Annotated in this window: 18 protein-coding genes and 2 pseudogenes; 2 read left to right on the plus strand and 18 right to left on the minus strand. The window is 34.8% G+C overall.

The window, feature by feature from the left end; all coding sequences use genetic code 11:
- Positions 1–238: 238 nt before the first annotated feature.
- Positions 239–380, plus strand: a pseudogene (locus GQN54_RS15610) (IS110 family transposase); the annotation flags it as partial.
- Between the two features lie 114 nt (positions 381–494).
- Here the strand turns inward: GQN54_RS15610 and GQN54_RS04775 are convergent.
- The 12 genes and pseudogenes from GQN54_RS04775 to GQN54_RS04830 form a co-directional block, all read right to left on the minus strand.
- Positions 495–857 carry a hypothetical protein gene (locus tag GQN54_RS04775; protein ID WP_160632376.1) on the minus strand — a complete coding sequence of 121 codons (363 nt, stop codon included), beginning with the start codon at positions 855–857 and terminating at the stop codon, positions 495–497.
- A 534-nt stretch (positions 858–1,391) separates the two neighbouring features.
- Complete coding sequence (locus GQN54_RS04780) at positions 1,392–2,033, minus strand: hypothetical protein (protein WP_160632377.1); 642 nt, start codon at positions 2,031–2,033, stop codon at positions 1,392–1,394.
- A gap of 157 nt (positions 2,034–2,190) precedes the next feature.
- Complete coding sequence (locus GQN54_RS04785) at positions 2,191–2,733, minus strand: hypothetical protein (protein WP_160632378.1); 543 nt, start codon at positions 2,731–2,733, stop codon at positions 2,191–2,193.
- Positions 2,734–3,023: 290 nt separating this feature from the next.
- The gene (locus GQN54_RS04790) at positions 3,024–3,614 is read right to left on the minus strand and encodes an aspartyl/asparaginyl beta-hydroxylase domain-containing protein (protein WP_160632379.1); all 591 of its coding nucleotides are present in this window, start codon (positions 3,612–3,614) and stop codon (positions 3,024–3,026) included.
- A 20-nt stretch (positions 3,615–3,634) separates the two neighbouring features.
- A complete protein-coding gene (locus tag GQN54_RS04795) occupies positions 3,635–4,093 on the minus strand; it encodes a hypothetical protein (RefSeq protein WP_207554824.1) in 459 nt (152 codons plus the stop codon).
- Positions 4,094–4,275: 182 nt separating this feature from the next.
- Entirely contained in the window at positions 4,276–4,953 is a 678-nt protein-coding gene (locus GQN54_RS04800) for an MBL fold metallo-hydrolase (RefSeq protein ID WP_160632380.1), read from the minus strand.
- Between the two features lie 82 nt (positions 4,954–5,035).
- Positions 5,036–5,500 carry a YkgJ family cysteine cluster protein gene (locus tag GQN54_RS04805; RefSeq protein ID WP_160632381.1) on the minus strand — a complete coding sequence of 155 codons (465 nt, stop codon included), beginning with the start codon at positions 5,498–5,500 and terminating at the stop codon, positions 5,036–5,038.
- A 269-nt stretch (positions 5,501–5,769) separates the two neighbouring features.
- Positions 5,770–6,123: a T9SS type A sorting domain-containing protein gene (locus GQN54_RS15570; protein ID WP_317163951.1), complete on the minus strand. Its 354-nt coding sequence runs from the start codon at positions 6,121–6,123 to the stop codon at positions 5,770–5,772.
- Positions 6,045–7,205: pseudogene (locus GQN54_RS04815) on the minus strand (LamG domain-containing protein); the annotation flags it as partial. The pseudogene GQN54_RS04815 and the gene GQN54_RS15570, both read right to left, overlap by 79 nt.
- A 242-nt stretch (positions 7,206–7,447) precedes the next feature.
- Positions 7,448–7,939, minus strand: coding sequence for a GNAT family N-acetyltransferase (locus GQN54_RS04820; protein WP_160632383.1), 492 nt, complete (start codon positions 7,937–7,939; stop codon positions 7,448–7,450).
- A complete protein-coding gene (locus tag GQN54_RS04825; RefSeq protein ID WP_160632384.1) occupies positions 7,939–10,035 on the minus strand; it encodes a helix-hairpin-helix domain-containing protein in 2,097 nt (698 codons plus the stop codon). Before GQN54_RS04825 ends, GQN54_RS04820 begins: the two co-directional genes overlap by 1 nt.
- Positions 10,035–10,847, minus strand: coding sequence for a PorV/PorQ family protein (locus GQN54_RS04830; RefSeq protein ID WP_160632385.1), 813 nt, complete (start codon positions 10,845–10,847; stop codon positions 10,035–10,037). Before GQN54_RS04830 ends, GQN54_RS04825 begins: the two co-directional genes overlap by 1 nt.
- Positions 10,848–10,973: 126 nt before the next feature.
- Here GQN54_RS04830 and GQN54_RS04835 point away from each other — a divergent pair, with 126 nt between their 5' ends.
- Positions 10,974–11,519 carry a 1-acyl-sn-glycerol-3-phosphate acyltransferase gene (locus GQN54_RS04835; protein WP_160632386.1) on the plus strand — a complete coding sequence of 182 codons (546 nt, stop codon included), beginning with the start codon at positions 10,974–10,976 and terminating at the stop codon, positions 11,517–11,519.
- Here GQN54_RS04835 and purE read toward each other — a convergent pair.
- From purE to GQN54_RS04865, 6 genes are all read right to left on the minus strand, one after another.
- A complete protein-coding gene (gene purE / locus GQN54_RS04840; RefSeq protein ID WP_160632387.1) occupies positions 11,516–12,004 on the minus strand; it encodes a 5-(carboxyamino)imidazole ribonucleotide mutase in 489 nt (162 codons plus the stop codon). The genes GQN54_RS04835 and purE overlap by 4 nt on opposite strands.
- Positions 12,004–13,146 (minus strand): 5-(carboxyamino)imidazole ribonucleotide synthase, encoded by a 1,143-nt coding sequence (locus tag GQN54_RS04845; RefSeq protein ID WP_160632388.1) that lies wholly within the window; start codon positions 13,144–13,146, stop codon positions 12,004–12,006. The genes purE and GQN54_RS04845 overlap by 1 nt, the downstream gene beginning before the upstream one ends.
- A gap of 95 nt (positions 13,147–13,241) precedes the next feature.
- Entirely contained in the window at positions 13,242–13,988 is a 747-nt protein-coding gene (locus GQN54_RS04850) for a methyltransferase family protein (protein WP_160632389.1), read from the minus strand.
- Between the two features lie 270 nt (positions 13,989–14,258).
- On the minus strand, positions 14,259–14,852 hold the full coding sequence (locus tag GQN54_RS04855) for a hypothetical protein (protein WP_160632390.1): 594 nt from the start codon (positions 14,850–14,852) through the stop codon (positions 14,259–14,261).
- A 206-nt stretch (positions 14,853–15,058) separates the two neighbouring features.
- Complete coding sequence (locus GQN54_RS04860) at positions 15,059–15,313, minus strand: hypothetical protein (RefSeq protein ID WP_160632391.1); 255 nt, start codon at positions 15,311–15,313, stop codon at positions 15,059–15,061.
- Positions 15,313–16,215, minus strand: coding sequence for a rhomboid family protein (locus tag GQN54_RS04865; RefSeq protein ID WP_160632392.1), 903 nt, complete (start codon positions 16,213–16,215; stop codon positions 15,313–15,315). Before GQN54_RS04865 ends, GQN54_RS04860 begins: the two co-directional genes overlap by 1 nt.
- Positions 16,216–16,219 lie beyond the last annotated feature (4 nt).

A 16,219-nucleotide genomic window follows, 5' to 3' on the forward strand; every position in this document is an offset into this window, starting at 1 on the left:
CCTTTTTTTGTTTAACTATGTAATTGTTCACTTTTGAAAGACTTAATGATTAAAGTTATCTATATAATTTCTTCTCATTATGATGTTCAATTGAACTTTAAGTCACATTTTCTTTAGTATTTAATCAAAAGTTAAAACCATTTAGTAAATACGTACGTATTTGTTGTATTTTTGAGTATATATATTCTAAGAATACTCAAATATTGGGGTATCCAAAAATTATTGCATGAAGCAAATGTATGACAGAATAGTAGCAAAAGGAAAGAGTAAAAAAGTTAGCATTGATTGCTATATGTAATAAGTTATTAAAACAAGCATTTGCAATAGCAAAGTCAGGTATACCATTTGATCAATCATATAGAAGTAAATTAGGAATATAGCTCTTGAGCAGTTATTCTGATATTTTTTGCCCTTAAAGCATAAAAAATATTGGAAATAACTGGGTTTTTAGCACAGTTCTTTGTTGGCGTGTCGTTTTTTATTTTTTCTGTCCATTAAAATTGAACTTTTTTGTTATATCTAATTGCGTCAATAATTTCACTTTCCAATTTTTCAGTCTGTCCTATCCAAATGGTTTTTTTATGTGTCGTATAATCCCATGTAAAGACATGAACAATAGAGTTAGTCAGTATATCCTTTTTGTTTAATATTCCACCATTAAATTCGTTCAGGTTGTCATTGACGTCCATTTTGTATTGTTTATCAGGATCAGTCTGAAAGTAGATTTTGTGAGCATAGTCGTAATTCTCTCCAATCAGTTCGTCAATTTTCTCGACTGGTTTATGCCAAAAGTCGAAATACCATGAGGTAGTTAGACCGACAACAATAATTGGCAATATGACTGCGAGTTTTTTCATTGTCTGATTAGTTAACAATAAAATAGATTTCCATTCCAAGGTTGTTCAACTCCTCTCCAAATAGTCAAACTTAGAGTGAAGTATATTATCGAAAGAGAAACAATAATTCCGTTAAAAATTATCAAGCCTTTTATCCAATTAGATTTCCGCTTTGCTATGAAGTAAGTCGCTATTACAATCAAATTTACTAATGTCAACATCAGTATCATTCCCAAGTCTCCAAGTCCATGCCCGAATGACAAGCAGCTATTAAATACTCCTATTGTCACCAAGAGTAAATACAAAAGTGAGACAATTAATATGGTCAGGTTTAATTTCATTTTTTAATGCACGCCAACGTTTACTGTATGGTGCGTTGTGGTTTTGATAAAGATACAATTTCAGTTTAGCACTTAGCAAAAACCGCTTTGCGGTTTTGTAAATTGTTTGCCAAAACAAAATCCGCAAGCGGATTTTGTGAGATTTCAAATATCTATTCAACTTTCCAAACTGCTTTAACCACAATGTGCTATACAGATTGTTAGCAAACCGTTTTTATTTAGTTGTAACGGCTACTCGCTCTCCAAAATAATATATTTTACCTTTTTTAAAGGTTCCATCACGCCGATAAAATTCAGTCTTTCCATGTCTTTTGGAATTTGCATTCCTCACTATTCTTTTAATATTTCCATTTTTGAAGAAATATGATATAGTCCCATTTATCGCTGGAACTTGTCCGTAGCCATTCCATGGTTTATAAAAATATTTCAACTTTTCATTATCAATGAGATGAAAATTGGTGTCTTTCGCCTTGTCCCATTTATAAACTGCGAAGAGTTTATTGGTCAAAAAGTGGAAGGTTGAATCAACCTCTTTTATTAGCGTGTCATCTTCAATTATTTGTATGAAAGCCTTTCTGCCTTTTAAACTGTAAATAATCGTGCTGTCCTCAAATTCGTTATTTCTAACATTACGATATTCAACTAGTCGTCCATTCTTTTTGAATGCTCTAATTGGTGCATCAATTATACTGTCTTTAATTGTGTAACCGTAAATTAAACTTGATCCATTAAATTTTGCAGTGTGATTCCCGTTTTCATACTTGGCAAGCTCCAAAAATGCGTTTATCAAACTGTTTTGAGAATAGAGTTGGCTATTAACTGAAATGATTAACAGTAATAAATATTTTAATCTCATTAGTGATTGGGTAATGTTTGCTAACGGCCACGGCTAAGAAACGTAGGGCTTTCGAAGTGATTCACTGTCCACCGAAACAGAAGTTTGCTAAATGGACGAACCCTTCTGAAAGCCTTTACTGCCCTATGTTTTCTTATCCATTGTTAGCAACTGTGTTTTATTTTATTATTTTGATTTCTTGTGTTACGTCCTTGTAAAATTCGTTCAATTCGTTTTTAGTCGAATCCACTAATTCTTTATCTGTTATTTCTTTTTTTTCTGAGTCGAATAGTCGATTATTAGGCTCCGAGTAAGTCAAGTACATTGTCACGCTGTCAACTTTAAATCCTTCTTCGTAATATGGTTTGTCATATTCATAGTTGACTTTTTTCACAAACTTGAATTGGAAGTCATTGTCAGTCCAATAGGTGTAATTCAGTTTTCCTGTTTCTCCGTATAGCCAAAAGTCCATAACAACATAATTGAATTCATTGTCGTGATACACTATTAATTCTCCGCCATCTGTTGAATGGTCAAGAATTTCTAGCGTGTCCGAATTAAACTTTGTCTTATTTGATTCAAAGTCCTTAAGAAGGTCAAAGTCCGAGATTTCGGAGCTTGTTTCAATTTCTGGTTCAGGTTGGGTATTTGAGTCCGTTTCCTTATTCTTTACACAGGAAAAAAGTCCAATCGTCAAAAGAAGAATTAGTATTTGTCTCATTGTCTTTTTACATAGTTGCTAACAAGTGAATATGACGCACTTTGTGCGTCATATCCATATTTTAAAATGTTAATTATTTATTTCAATAAAACTACTAATTGCTTTAAAATCAATAACAAAAACGTTTATTAGTCGTTTGTTGTCGTTTAAAAACGGATCAATGGTAGTTTTCATTTAGCAATAGTTTTTTTTCTTCATTCGAAGATAAGTGAAATAACTTATTTTATACACACTGTTGAAAAATAAAGTGTTAATGGTGTAGGTTTGAACATTTATAGTTTACGGTTATTTTACGCTTCTTTCACTTTTACTTCACTTTTTGCAATTATATTTTTGATCCACTCATTCGGACGCATATCTATCGTTAGGTTAATGCGCTCTATAGGGCTATTGTTCTCTATTTTATGGGGGTCAGTAAGTCTTAGATACCAGCATTCTCCTGGTTGCATAGGTACAATGCGATTGTTTAAATAAAAATCTACCTTTTCATGCTTGATAATGGGAATAGTCAGCCGAATCACCGATTTTTCAATTTCTAAACCTAGTGTCGGATCGGTGTGTTCTTTAACCACAGCCCCCGCAGAAAGACGTAATAACCGCACAAGTGTTACATCTATTTTTTCCTTAAAACCATTAACGATACTCAATATGTAAGGGCTTTTTAGCAGTTCTGGCGTATCCAACCAATCGGTCCATGTGCCATCTGCAAAGTCATCAGCTGGAGGTGGAAAGGGCAGAGAAGAGTCTACTAAATGGGCAGGGGAGCGCAAAGGAATTACATTGTAATATTCAAATTGGTTCAATTCGAGTGCTTTACATTCTGCCACCATTTGGTCGACATCATAAGTAAACGGAAGTAGAATTCGATCTCTTGTTTTCATAAGTAGTTGGGTATAGTTATTTAATGTTTTAATTCTATTTCAAGCTGTCGACCTTCACTTTGTGCCTCTTTGTCCCATTTAGTGCCAACACCTATTCCAATCGCCATACCTATAGGAAGGCCTATTGCAAAGTATGCCATATTGCCTATACTCATGCCTAAACTTATTCCGATTGGAATTCCAATAGCAGCCATTCCAATCCCTAACCACTTATTGCGATAGTGGTTTATTGGCACTATTTTTAGTTCTTGTTCCAGAATGTTGATTAATTGAAATTGTTTTTTTCGGAGCTTATTTTTAAGGTCTTTTGTTGGGGTTTGATTGAGGTCTGCAATAATTTCATTGATTCGTTCGATAACTGGTAAAGGAATATTTCTTTGTCTGATAATCGAAAGGAGTTTTTCAAATTGGAAGTAGGCTTTCTCTACTTTACTAGATTGTTCGATATCTGAACGAGTTGTTAGTTCGTTGATTTTCATGAGTAACTTATTTTTTTCAAGTATAGCGTTTATTCTGGTCTTAAAGATAATCTAAATAATAGAAAGTAAAAGCTAATACATTGAATACTTGCTACTCTGATTGTATTAGACATCCTTTTTATAGCTATATCGAAAAATTCAATTACAAATATTACTTATATAACTGCTTAAATGAAAGTCATTTAATATGGAATGAAAATTTCCTCTCCTTGCTGCTTGAACATTTTGTACTGTGGGCCAACAATGGAAACATCATCTCTAGGACCAATGTGATAAATACCAATCATCTGAGCATCTATTTTTACTTTGTTTTCCCAGGCCTCCATAAATAACCAAGCAGGTATAAAGGCCCAGTCTATTTCTTGAACGGTACCAATGGTTGTCGCTGATTCTGTGTCTCCTGACAAATATATCCTTTTGCCATGCCATGTAATTAAATAGGAGTAATGTGCAAAGGAGAATAGGTGTTTGGTTTTGAATTGTTGAATTTGGAAATCTGGTATTTCACGATTTAATTCCGTCAAATGAGAAATATTCCATTTACCATATTTCTTTCCATTTTTAGCTTTCATAACACCATTCATCTTCCACCTCAAATAGTGATCACTGTGTTTATGCGTAAATAGATAGTATGCATTTTGCTGAAGGTTGTCAATTTCAGTTGGATCATATTCCATGTAATGATGTGCGCCAGATTTATAGGGGAAGTCAGTGTAGATGTGTGTGTTACCGTCAGTGAGGTGTAATCCACAGTTTCCAATAAATCGGATTTTTATTTCATTCGTTTGACCATTTCCGGTAGCGGAGAATAATAGAAGTACTATCGAAAAGGTAATCGGTATATTTAGTTTTAGCAACATCAATTGGCATTGTTCGTGAATCCTTGAGTTTTTTACCTTTAAGGAATCTGTAATATAAAAAAATGTTGAATATAAAGCTATACTATTTGTTCTGCCATTTTAATTCCACTTTCAATTGTTCAACAACATTGAAAACGATGGGGCAGATTTCATAGTTTTGAATGATCTCACCGGTTCTATTCACAAAGTTGTCGCGATGCAGATATGGATATTGTCTGCATTCTTCAGGTCTTTCGTCGTAAACTGAACAAAGGTTACACGCTAAATTTTTACATGTAAATTCCTTAAGGTATTTGTAGGTAGCTATATTTTCAGGCAACACGAAGGGAAGCAGGGCTTCATCGGTCGCAATGGGTCTTAAATTCCGGCAACAATTTCCGCAGTCAACACAGCTTATCGAATTGGAGATAGTTTTGTTCAATCGATGTACAATCTGATCAATTTGTTGTAGGTTTTGCTGTTTTAGGTATTTTCCAAATGAATGGTTTTCTGCTTGATTTTGCTCTGCAAGATGAGCTATTTTTATCAAATTTAGTTCTAGACTCATAAGCTAGCCTGTTAGTGAAGTGAATTAAATGAGGATTAGGTAAGCGTATGCGTTAAACTGTTCGGTCAATAGACGCCTGTAAGCTAAGCAATAGAATTGATATTAGCGAATGAATTAAAGACCTCTTTTAGTACGTCGATTTTTGTGGAGTTAATAACGTTATGAGGTAGAATAAAGAGGAGAGAGGAGAGCAAAAAAAAAACATGAAATGAATTGATGTGTTCAATTCATTTCATGTTTAATCATGTTACAAATAGGAGGTCTTGGCTTTATTGTTTCACTATTTTAAAATGAGCCATTGAACCTTCTTGGTCTTGAATGTTTAGAATGTATACGCCTGTAGGTAGCTCAGATAAATCAAATTGAATAGCTGATGCGGTAGACTTTTGAGGCACCTCCATCACTTTCCCATTTAAGCTCATTAAAGAGGTCGCTACAGTGATGTTGTTGTTATTGTACAAATTAAATACATTTTTTGTGGGATTATTGCTAATGTAGAAGTTCGATTTGAATCCATCTTCGTGTAATCCTACACCAGTAACTGTTACGCAGGCTGTTGTGTCAATACATCCATTTTTGATGATTTGAACGGCAAATGATCCACTAAAAGGAGGTCCAGGAATCGATTGGTATCGTTTTGTAGGATGGTATAACCATTAGTACAATTTAACCATTGGTATTTTCCACCTGCTTCAGCAGCAGTAAGTCTATTGTTACCTGATGTATTTACAGCTTTGCTGATAATGGTTACGGTCAAATTAATGGCTATAATACTATCACAACCTTGAGCGTTTGGAATAGTATCCAAATAACTACCAGAAATGGTTAAAGTTCTTTTACCACTAGGCACAGTATAACTTGCACAAGTGTCAATAGTCAAGTTTGCAAAGGTTGGATTATTAACTAACGTTAGGTTAATGCTTAGAATGCTATCACAACCAACCGAATTTGGAATAGTGTCAGAATAAGTTCCTGAAGTGGTATAATTATATTTTCCACTAGGAGATAGGTATGATATACAGTCGGTCACAGTTAAGGTGTCAAAAGTATTACCTCCGGTTACAGGAGCTCCAGGAACCCAATTAGAAGTGGTACCAGTTAAAGCAAATCCTGAAAGTGTAGCAAAAGATGATGAGATTTTATCTTCAGTGGTGGTTACTGATGTATTAGTTCCATTAGCAACTCCTTCATTAAGTGGAAAATATGCTGCAAGACCTGTCGGGTAATTACAAAGTGTTTGGTTCATATTGGCTCTTATTTGAAGGGTGTCTAGTGCAATATTCCAAATCCTCACTTCATCAATTTCTCCCATAAATGGAATCGATCCACCTGATACTCGCTCTCCGATAGTCAAATTGGCTCCTGTTGTTGACGTGTTAACACTAGAAAGGTTACCTGTCACCACTTCAACACCGTTAACATACATAAATCCCGTACCGTTATTCAATACAAATGCTACGTGTGTCCATTGACCTGGAGTAATTACTTCAACTGCAGAATTGATGTTGGCATTTGTACCACCTGAAACAAATCGTAAACCTCTGTTTCCATCTACTAAGAATGTATTTCTTGCTCCCGCTTGATTAATGCCATAATCAGTGATGGCTAGGTTAGAGGCAGGAGCAGAGGTGCTTACATTGATCCATGCTTCAAAAGTTCTGTCTGAAGCTCCAGTAATACCCGGAAAACTAGTTTGTACAACATCATCATTTCCATCAAAGTTTAAAGCGCTTTGTGCATTGAATTGGAGGAAAAAAGTAAAATAGCTAAGCTAAAAATTATGTAACTTTTTTTCATATTGATTGTGTTTTAGTTGATTGTAAAAGTATTAAAAAAGTTAAATTTTAAAGTATACATAGTCTTTAAGAAGCTAAGTAATATGTGAATAACTATTTTTATAAATAATAGGGAGAGTAAAAAGTGCTTTAGAGAGAACTCAGTGGAGGTTTATTTTTCCTTTAAATCATAAATCATTCGAATAGTGCAGGCAAAATGACCAGTACTCCCCATAGCATGTTCGATGTATTTAAATCCAGTTTTTTCATACAACTGAATGGCTTCTTTCAATGCTGAAAATGTTTCTAGGTAACACCATTCATAATGCTTTGATTTGGCGAATTCTAAACACAGTTTCATTAATTGTTTGCCAATTCCTTTGTTTCGAGCTGATGGGAGCAAAAACATACGCTGCAACTCACAAACATTATCTTCCGCTCCTGGCAGCACGTTGATTCCGGCTCCACCTAGTATTTTTTTATTCTCAATAGCCACAAAATAACAGCTTCTAGCTGACTGAAAAGTAGTGGAGAGGTGATTGGTGCTTTCGTCAGTAAAAACAGTGCCTGCGGTTGCTGAATTGTATTCAATTAGCGAATCTTTTATAATGCGACTCAATGCCTCATTATCTTTCGAAACAATGGTTCTATAAGAGATAGTCATTAGAATTTTAAACGCAATTGTACTTTTACTTCACTTTTTACTCGACCTTCAATTAAATCTTTACCTGAGGAGATTTCTTCTCTATCGTTATAATAGGTTTGGGCATATCTTACCCACAAATCTACTCCTCTGGAAATATGGTATTTAGTGGATAAATAAAATCGTGTTCCTCGTCCACTATAAGCAGGAATAGAAAAGGCATAGAGTACATCATTTTCGTACGCATAAATCCGACTATTGTATGAATCTGTATCAAACAATGCATACCTTAATGAAAAGGAAAATGGGTTACTCAAGCTGCTGTACGAAATATCTTGATAAATCACATAGCCATACTCAGCAGGTAGCTCACCTTGAAGGTATCTTACCATTTCTATTCGATTGTCAAGGTCAATTTTTTTGTTGATTTTATAGCTAATATTATACCTGTAGTTGGTTTGTTTTTCATTCACTACTTGATCAATGGGTTGACCTTCCACCCTTAGGTTGGCTCCTCTCTCTCTTTCACGAATTCTAGCATACATGCTTAATTGCTTGTTTGGAGAGTAGGTCACTTGAGCTAAGTAATTGTAGCCGTCGGTAGGTGCATCTGATTGAAAACGTAGCCATGGAAATACAAATCGATCAAAATAACCGGATAGGGTGATGGACTTGAAAGGTTTAGCGGTAACTCCTAGAAAAATTCCTTGTTCATTCACATTTGTGCCTCCATCTCCGATTGCATTGCTTTCAAAGGGTTTAAAATCTCTGTCATACTTGCGCTGTTGCACCGCCAATGAGAGTTTAGGATCTAAATAAACCAATAAGCCATTTGTAGTAGCTATTCCACCATCTATGGAATGGCTGATCTCTCCAAAAAAGTTAAAGTTTTTATAGATATAATTATAATCGAAACCTACATTTGTGTTTTCATTATCGATTTGACTAAATTGATTATAAATTTGAGTACGAGGTTGATATTCACCATCTAATTTATTAGTTACCGCCGTCAATCCAAAGTTGAAATTTCGTTTTTTGTAGGTTAGGTGTCCCCCTAAATAAGTTCTTCTAATCCGATTTTTATTTTCTAATTCACCAGGAGTTCTATGAAATCCTGATTCTCCCAAAGAACTAAAAACAAAAGTTTCTTGGTTTTCTAGTGTATCCGTTACATTGGCATCTACTTCATTAGATGAGTAAAATGCGGTCAACTCAAAGTTGGCTTTTTGCAGAGTAATTCCTCCTCCTCTCATGAATCGATCTTCTTGAACTGAGGTGTAAGGGCGGAGTCCTCTAGCGCTTCTTTTTATGGTTTGCAAATCGGCAGTTTTACCAAATGCTAATCCTGACCAAAATGTAAGGCCTTGCCCAAACTGCGCTTGAAAGTCTCCAAGTGCGAGCTCTTTCACTATTCCAAAATTTTGGAGGTATAAATGTGCTGAATAAAAATCGAATCCATTTTTCTGGGTTCCGGTAAAGAATTCTTCACCTGCATCTTTCTCAGCTGTAAATCCTGCACTTACATTGTTACTATAAGTAAACTTATACCTTGCATAATAACGGTCTTGATTTCCTAAATAGCGAGCATTTTCATTCTCTTCTAGCTCTTCTGGTGTGGCATCTGTAAAACCTTGTTGTTGCTCCAAGGTTCTGGTATAGCGCATAAAAAATTGATTGTCCCCATCTAAAATTATGTCTTTAATACTGGCATTGGGGGCGTCCGCGTTTCTATTCACACGGACAAAGGGAGCGATTAGTCGGATAGACTCTAAATCCATCCCATTGACTGTTTGTAATTCCTCTAAAGTAATGAGCTTTCCGTATTTTTCAATATGCTCTAGAAGGTTATTGATTTGTATATCGTTTATTAACCCCAAGGATTGTAGCTCTTCATAGGATGTTTTATTCAGGTTGATAGGTTTCCTGTAGTAAAATTCCAATTGCTCAAACAATGTAGTATAATCAGCATCGCCACTTTCATTGTTATCCAATAAAAACTCTATTCGAGATTCAATGATTCTATTTTTTTCCTTTTCAATGTCCAAGTTTTGAGAGAACGTATCTGACACATTAAAAAACAATAATAGGAAAGAAAGATAGAGTAGTAGTTTCTTCATTATTCAAACGTATAGGACAATGAAATTTTTGGGGAGAACCCTAAATTAGAATCAAAGCAAGAAGCGAAGTCCATTTGAAAGTCCTTGAAAAATATTCCAAACCCAAAAGTGCTCTCAGCAGGTTTATTCGCAATTCCGGCCCTTAAATAAAGAATTTCTATCACTTGATATTCTAATCCTAATTGAAGGCTAGGATCAAAATCTAGGTCCTTTGCAACCTGTATGCTGGTGTTTAGTTTTTTTGAAAATTCATAATTTAATCCAATCTGAATCTCCGTAGGAAGTCGTTCATCTTTATAGTCATTTAATTGCGCTCTTGTTGGATTGCTAATGGTCGCCGCCAAACTTAATTCATCGGTTATTTTGGTGTACACTCCAACTTTCGCCGTCAAAACACCAGTGCTCCCATAACCTTCTCCGATTTTTAGATTAAAATAATTCAATTGCACTCCCGCACCGAAATTGTCACTTAACTTTAATCCATAACTTAATCCCACTTTGTTTTCTTGATATAAGGAATATCCAAATTGAGAGAGACTTAATCCAAAGCCAGAATTTTTAAGAGCGTAGGTTGCAACAATTGACTTATGGGCTAATTCTTTTACCAAAAATGAATTGGAATAATAGGCTCCAACGGCTGTTTTATTGTAAAAGGCGAGTGCTCCCATATTGTTCTCTACCGACCATAAATCAGATTGATTGACAGAAGTGCCACCCATTGCTGCTGCTCTTCCACCAACCATTTCATTAAATTGAGCACTTATTTGGAGAAAGCATAGAGATAATAAACTAGCAAGTAGTGTTTTAACCATTCCTGAAAAGTTAATAAATTCTAAAATTCTAAAGTACAAATCTTTTTAGACAAGCTTGGTGACGCTGACATTAAAAAACAATTAATTATCCACGATAATTAATCTCTCTACTATTATATTTGCTCCATGCGATTACTCTCAAAGTTTATTTTTTGGATTACAGGTTGGAAAACTGCAGTGAAAGACTCACCTGAAGTGAAACGATGTGTGCTAATTGCTGCACCACATACTAGTAATTGGGATTTTTTATATGCGCGCTGTGCGCTTTATATTCTCAGAATAAAGGTTAAGTTCCTCATTAAGAATGATTATTTCTTTTTCCCTTTGGGTGGGATATTAAAAGCCATGGGAGCAATTCCTGTGGATCGATCTAAAGCAAAAGGGAATAAAGTACAAGCACTGATTGATTTGTTTGATCAGCATAAAGAACTTGTTACCATGATTCCAGCAGAAGGAACAAGGAGCTTGGTCAAAGAATTCCGCAAAGGATTTTACCACGTGGCCAATGGAGCTAAAGTACCGATTGCTCTCGGCTATTTAGATTACAAGAAAAAAATTGCAGGAATAGGTCCATTGTTTTATCCAACGGGTGATATTGAAAAAGACTTACAAAAAATATATGCATTCTACAGGACAATTAATGCCCGTTACCCTGAAAATGCAATGCCTTAGGCTTTGATGTCTTTATTCATTTGATCCACTTTTGACTTCAGACTTTCTTTGTAGCTCTGTAGGTTTCTTAGTATTTGCTCATCAGCAGTGGCAATAATTTGAGCGGCTAAAATTCCAGCATTTTTAGCACCGTCTAGGGCAACGGAGGCAACTGGAACACCTCCTGGCATTTGCAAAATGGACAAAACAGAATCCCATCCATCTATAGAATTACTGGATTTTACAGGAACGCCAATCACAGGAAGCGGAGTTAAAGACGCAACCATGCCTGGTAGATGAGCAGCACCGCCAGCACCTGCTATAATAACCTTAATTCCTTTACTTAAAGCATTTTTAGCATACTCAAACATTAGTTCTGGAGTCCTATGAGCAGAAACAATAGAAATTTCATAACTAACACCTAATTCTTTCAATACTTCCGCTGCTTGATTCATAACCTTTAAATCAGAGCTACTACCCATTATTATTCCTACTTCTGCTTTCATTATGCTTTAATTTTGATGGTTTCTTTTACTTTTTTAGCAATTGTCTTGGCTTCTTGCAATGATTCTGCGACGATAGTAACGTGTCCCATTTTTCGGAAACTTTTGGTGGTCGCTTTTCCATATAAATGGATGTTAACCCCTTTCATAGCCATTGCCTCATTTACTCCTTCGTAGATGGCCGGACCCTCAAATCCTTTTTCTCCTAATAAGTTAACCATAACCGAAGGCTTTGTCGCTGCAGTATCCCCTAATGGCAAATTGAGTATGGAACGAATATGTTGGTCAAATTGAGAAGTGTAATTTCCTTCGATACTTTGATGACCGCTATTATGAGGCCGGGGGGCAATTTCATTGACTAACAATTCACCTGATGTACTCAAGAAGAATTCAACAGCCAATAGCCCAACCATGTCTAACTCAATAATGATTTTTCTAGCTAACTCTTGCGCTTGTTTCTCAATTGATTCTGAAATATTGGCCGGAGAAAACAAGTATTCTACCATATTGGCCTCAGGGTTAAATTCCAATTCTACAACAGGGAAGTTTTTAACTTCTCCGCTTTCATTTCTAGCTACAATAACAGACAATTCTTTATCCATAGGAACCGCAAGCTCACACATGGAAGGGCCTTCCATGGCATCGCTAATGTCTGCTTTTGAATTAATTTTTTGGACTCCATATCCATCATAACCTGATGTTCTCAATTTTTGAAAAAATGGAAATTGAGTGGCCTTTTGCGCCATTTCTACCTTATCTTTTACAATAAAATAAGGAGAAGTAGGAACCCCAATTTTAGTAAAGAATTCTTTCTGAAGTCCTTTATCTTGGATAATTTTAAGTGCTTTAGGCTGTGGGAATACTTTTATTCCTTTAGCTTCTAGGTCAGCGAGAGCATCTGAATTAACGTCTTCAAATTCAATAGTTATTACATCTTTACTTAAACCGAAATTATAAACGGTATCGTAATCTTTAAAATTTCCAACTATAAATTCGTTGGCTAGTTGATGACAAGGGGCTTCCCTTGTAGGGTCTAATACGGCTATAAAAAGATTGTAGTCATAGGCCTTTTGCAACATCATTCTGCCCAATTGGCCACCGCCTAAAAGACCAATTTTAAAATCAGCACTGTGTATACTTTTCATGGCGCAAAGATAAACCGATTGATTGGAAGCCGCCAAATAAATAAAGTGAAATTATTGATGTTATATAATGTTTACTCATTGCAGTATTAGGTTTACTACTTTCGATCCACTTTGAGCAGTGTAGTCGTCTTTTGTATGGTTTTTATGACTACATACCATACGATACCCAAAATTAATCCCCAGAACCAATAACATTCAATAAAGCACAGTTGGTTCTCTACGAGATAATCAGAGATGGAATTAAAGACATAGAACATTAAGAATAAGTATAGAATGCCTGTTTTTTCTTGTCTAATAATTTTGATGGCGCTGAATGTATTTTGTGGTTTTTTCCATTTGGAAAAAGAAGGGACAAATGCAGGTACATTTTCAGCGAATTTAAGGTATTTGTCACCATACTTTTCAATCAAATACGCTTCTTCTGCAAATATAATACGTTCATAATATAACCAATAGAGTAGGGTAAAGGCTATTATAAACCAAAAGTTTAGGGTGAGCATTGCGATTCCTAACCACATAAAATAATTTCCAACATAAAGCGGGTGGCGGCATATAGAGTATAGACCAGTTGCATTGATATCATCTGCAATTTGACCTTGGGCAGTATTTCTACCAGAAGTATTGTCTGATGAATAACCAACCGCAATCATTCTAATAATTAAACCAAGAGCACTAACCGCAAAGCAACCAATATTGAAAAGGTGAATCCAACTAGGAGCCTCAGTGGTCATTTGAGTTTGCACGAATACAGCCAAACCCGCTACGATGATAATTACCGGAAGGTAACTACGGTATCTGAATAAAAAATTTCCTTGTGCTCTTAATTCGTCTTTTAATGCCATCGTGTACAATAAATTTGTGTTATGTAAATGAAGTATTTAACATTCCAATTGGAATATTAGTTTTCTTTTTTCTCTTGTTTTATGGTGAAGAGTAAATTTACTTTCACAAAAAGTCCGTAAATATATGTAAATAGGAATTGAAAACGCTTATGGTTTCCATAGTTTCCCTCAGCAAATGGAACATCTATTTGAAATAGATGGGATTGTATTTTATAAATTTTTAAGATATCTCTTTTGATGGAAGGTTTGAGATTTTTACTTTTTTCTAGTTCATGGGAGAATGTTTGGGCCAATGAATTTAAACCATGTAAAATAGCCACCTATACTACCAATTATTCCACTAATTATAAATGTTGACCTTATTGATTGTGGGATGACTTTGTAGAAAAGGTAATACAAAATACTTCCGCCAAGAATTGCAAAAGAAACGGATAAAGTTCCATCCCATAATCCAAATAATTGCGAAATCTTTAGTTCATCACCTCCAAAGGGATTTGGTGTACCGTGTATAAGGTAATTTGAAATGGAAGTAACAATATTGAATACGGGTCTCAGCCAAAAAAGTGATAGAAATACAGCTAGCCAATTTATAGATTTCCATTCATTTCTATTTTTGTACAATACAAATAGGCCTATACAACCAGTTATCGTAGTTTGAATTGGGCCACCTAGTAGAATGAACAACTCATTACTTTTTGAATAGGGAAAATCAGATTCATAATTCATCGATCCGAAATGTAAGGTGGTGCTATATCCTAGATACTTTGCGACTGCTATATGCCCTAGTTCATGGCTTAAAGTTCCGATAATAGTAAACACTACAAATGTTAATACCATTGAAACAAAATGATTATTTTTTGGCATATCCTTATTATTAGAGCAAGAAATATATAATAATCAATATAAGAATTGTATTAAATCAATAATAATAATAATAATAAGCTGAATACAAAAAATAATAATATTTAATTCAAAGTACCTTTAACCAACCTAAATTCATAAATTGGTTTTGAATTTTCTGATGGAATCAAAATAGCTTTAATTGCTTATAAAATTGTTTTTCTTAAGAGTTACCTATCTTCTCCAAAAAAGTGATTGATTTTCTTTTCTACTTTTCGCAGACGTCCTTTCTTATCTCGCTCTTTGAAATATTCAATGGCTTTATTAAAAATGGGCACCTTTTTCGCTAGAAGAAAGAATGAGGCAAATAGAAATATATAGCCTAATGGAATCATAGGTAAAAGTGCAAACGCACAACCTAAAATGAATAAAATTACCCCGTATACTATTCTGGAATATGGAAATCGAAAAAGATTGAATTTCATTATTTACTCTGGCTAAATAAGAAGTTTTTTTCTTCTTTGGTTAAACTATCATAACCTGACTTTGAAATTTTATCCAATATTGCATCCACTTTTTCTTGCTCTTGCTTTTTGTTCGCATTGTATTGGTAGTCAGATTTGGGAACACCAGAGCGATGAGTGACTTTTATCTTGGATTTTTTTTCAAAAGAAAAAATCTTCTTAAAAAAACGTTGAATCGGCCAAATCCATCCACTGATGTCTTTTCCCTTTTTCAATTGTAACGCAAAAAAGTAGCCATAAATAGCTCCACCAATGTGAGAAATATGTCCGCCACTGTTACTTTGACTGATACTCAGCACATCTACAACAAATAAGAATATGACAATCCATTTTAACTTAATGTTGCCTATGAAAAACATTCTAACCTCCATGTTAGGTACATAAGTCGCTACTGCTGCGAGAATTGCCATTATAGACGCTGAGGCGCCTATTGCTTTTGACACTGGAATTACATTGCCAAATACAGGAAATAAATTGTAGGCAAAAATGTACAATATTGCACCTGCTAATCCTCCATTGATGTATACACTCCACACTTTTTTCTGTCCAAGAAATTGACTGAACAGTTGTCCACCGAAATACAAAGCAAGCAAATTAAAAATGAGGTGTAAAAATCCCGTATGTGTAAACATATAGGTAAAAAGTGTCCAAGGACGTACTATTAGTTTTTCAATGTATGTGGGAACAGCCATAAAGTCCATAACCCATTCATTGGCAGCACCTCCTTGAATTGCAAATAACCACAACGCGACAAGAATAACTTTTATGAATATAAATACTGCACCGTTGATATAAATCAGTTTAGTTGCAGCATCTGCATCATTGTATCCTTTTAGGACTTGTTGAAATGAAAATTTATTCATGTGA

Source organism: Acidiluteibacter ferrifornacis (assembly GCF_009909615.1).
Lineage (GTDB): Bacteria > Bacteroidota > Bacteroidia > Flavobacteriales_E > Vicingaceae > Acidiluteibacter > Acidiluteibacter ferrifornacis.

Coding starts and splice junctions, on each gene's coding strand:
- GQN54_RS04775 (WP_160632376.1), bottom strand. CDS start 857: ATGAAAAAACTCGCAGTCATATTGCCAATTATTGTTGTCGGTCTAACT.
- GQN54_RS04780 (WP_160632377.1), bottom strand. CDS start 2,033: ATGAGATTAAAATATTTATTACTGTTAATCATTTCAGTTAATAGCCAA.
- GQN54_RS04785 (WP_160632378.1), bottom strand. CDS start 2,733: ATGAGACAAATACTAATTCTTCTTTTGACGATTGGACTTTTTTCCTGT.
- GQN54_RS04790 (WP_160632379.1), bottom strand. CDS start 3,614: ATGAAAACAAGAGATCGAATTCTACTTCCGTTTACTTATGATGTCGAC.
- GQN54_RS04795 (WP_207554824.1), bottom strand. CDS start 4,093: ATGAAAATCAACGAACTAACAACTCGTTCAGATATCGAACAATCTAGT.
- GQN54_RS04800 (WP_160632380.1), bottom strand. CDS start 4,953: ATGTTGCTAAAACTAAATATACCGATTACCTTTTCGATAGTACTTCTA.
- GQN54_RS04805 (WP_160632381.1), bottom strand. CDS start 5,500: ATGAGTCTAGAACTAAATTTGATAAAAATAGCTCATCTTGCAGAGCAA.
- GQN54_RS04820 (WP_160632383.1), bottom strand. CDS start 7,939: ATGACTATCTCTTATAGAACCATTGTTTCGAAAGATAATGAGGCATTG.
- GQN54_RS04825 (WP_160632384.1), bottom strand. CDS start 10,035: ATGAAGAAACTACTACTCTATCTTTCTTTCCTATTATTGTTTTTTAAT.
- GQN54_RS04830 (WP_160632385.1), bottom strand. CDS start 10,847: ATGGTTAAAACACTACTTGCTAGTTTATTATCTCTATGCTTTCTCCAA.
- GQN54_RS04835 (WP_160632386.1), top strand. CDS start 10,974: ATGCGATTACTCTCAAAGTTTATTTTTTGGATTACAGGTTGGAAAACT.
- purE (WP_160632387.1), bottom strand. CDS start 12,004: ATGAAAGCAGAAGTAGGAATAATAATGGGTAGTAGCTCTGATTTAAAG.
- GQN54_RS04845 (WP_160632388.1), bottom strand. CDS start 13,146: ATGAAAAGTATACACAGTGCTGATTTTAAAATTGGTCTTTTAGGCGGT.
- GQN54_RS04850 (WP_160632389.1), bottom strand. CDS start 13,988: ATGGCATTAAAAGACGAATTAAGAGCACAAGGAAATTTTTTATTCAGA.
- GQN54_RS04855 (WP_160632390.1), bottom strand. CDS start 14,852: ATGCCAAAAAATAATCATTTTGTTTCAATGGTATTAACATTTGTAGTG.
- GQN54_RS04860 (WP_160632391.1), bottom strand. CDS start 15,313: ATGAAATTCAATCTTTTTCGATTTCCATATTCCAGAATAGTATACGGG.
- GQN54_RS04865 (WP_160632392.1), bottom strand. CDS start 16,215: ATGAATAAATTTTCATTTCAACAAGTCCTAAAAGGATACAATGATGCA.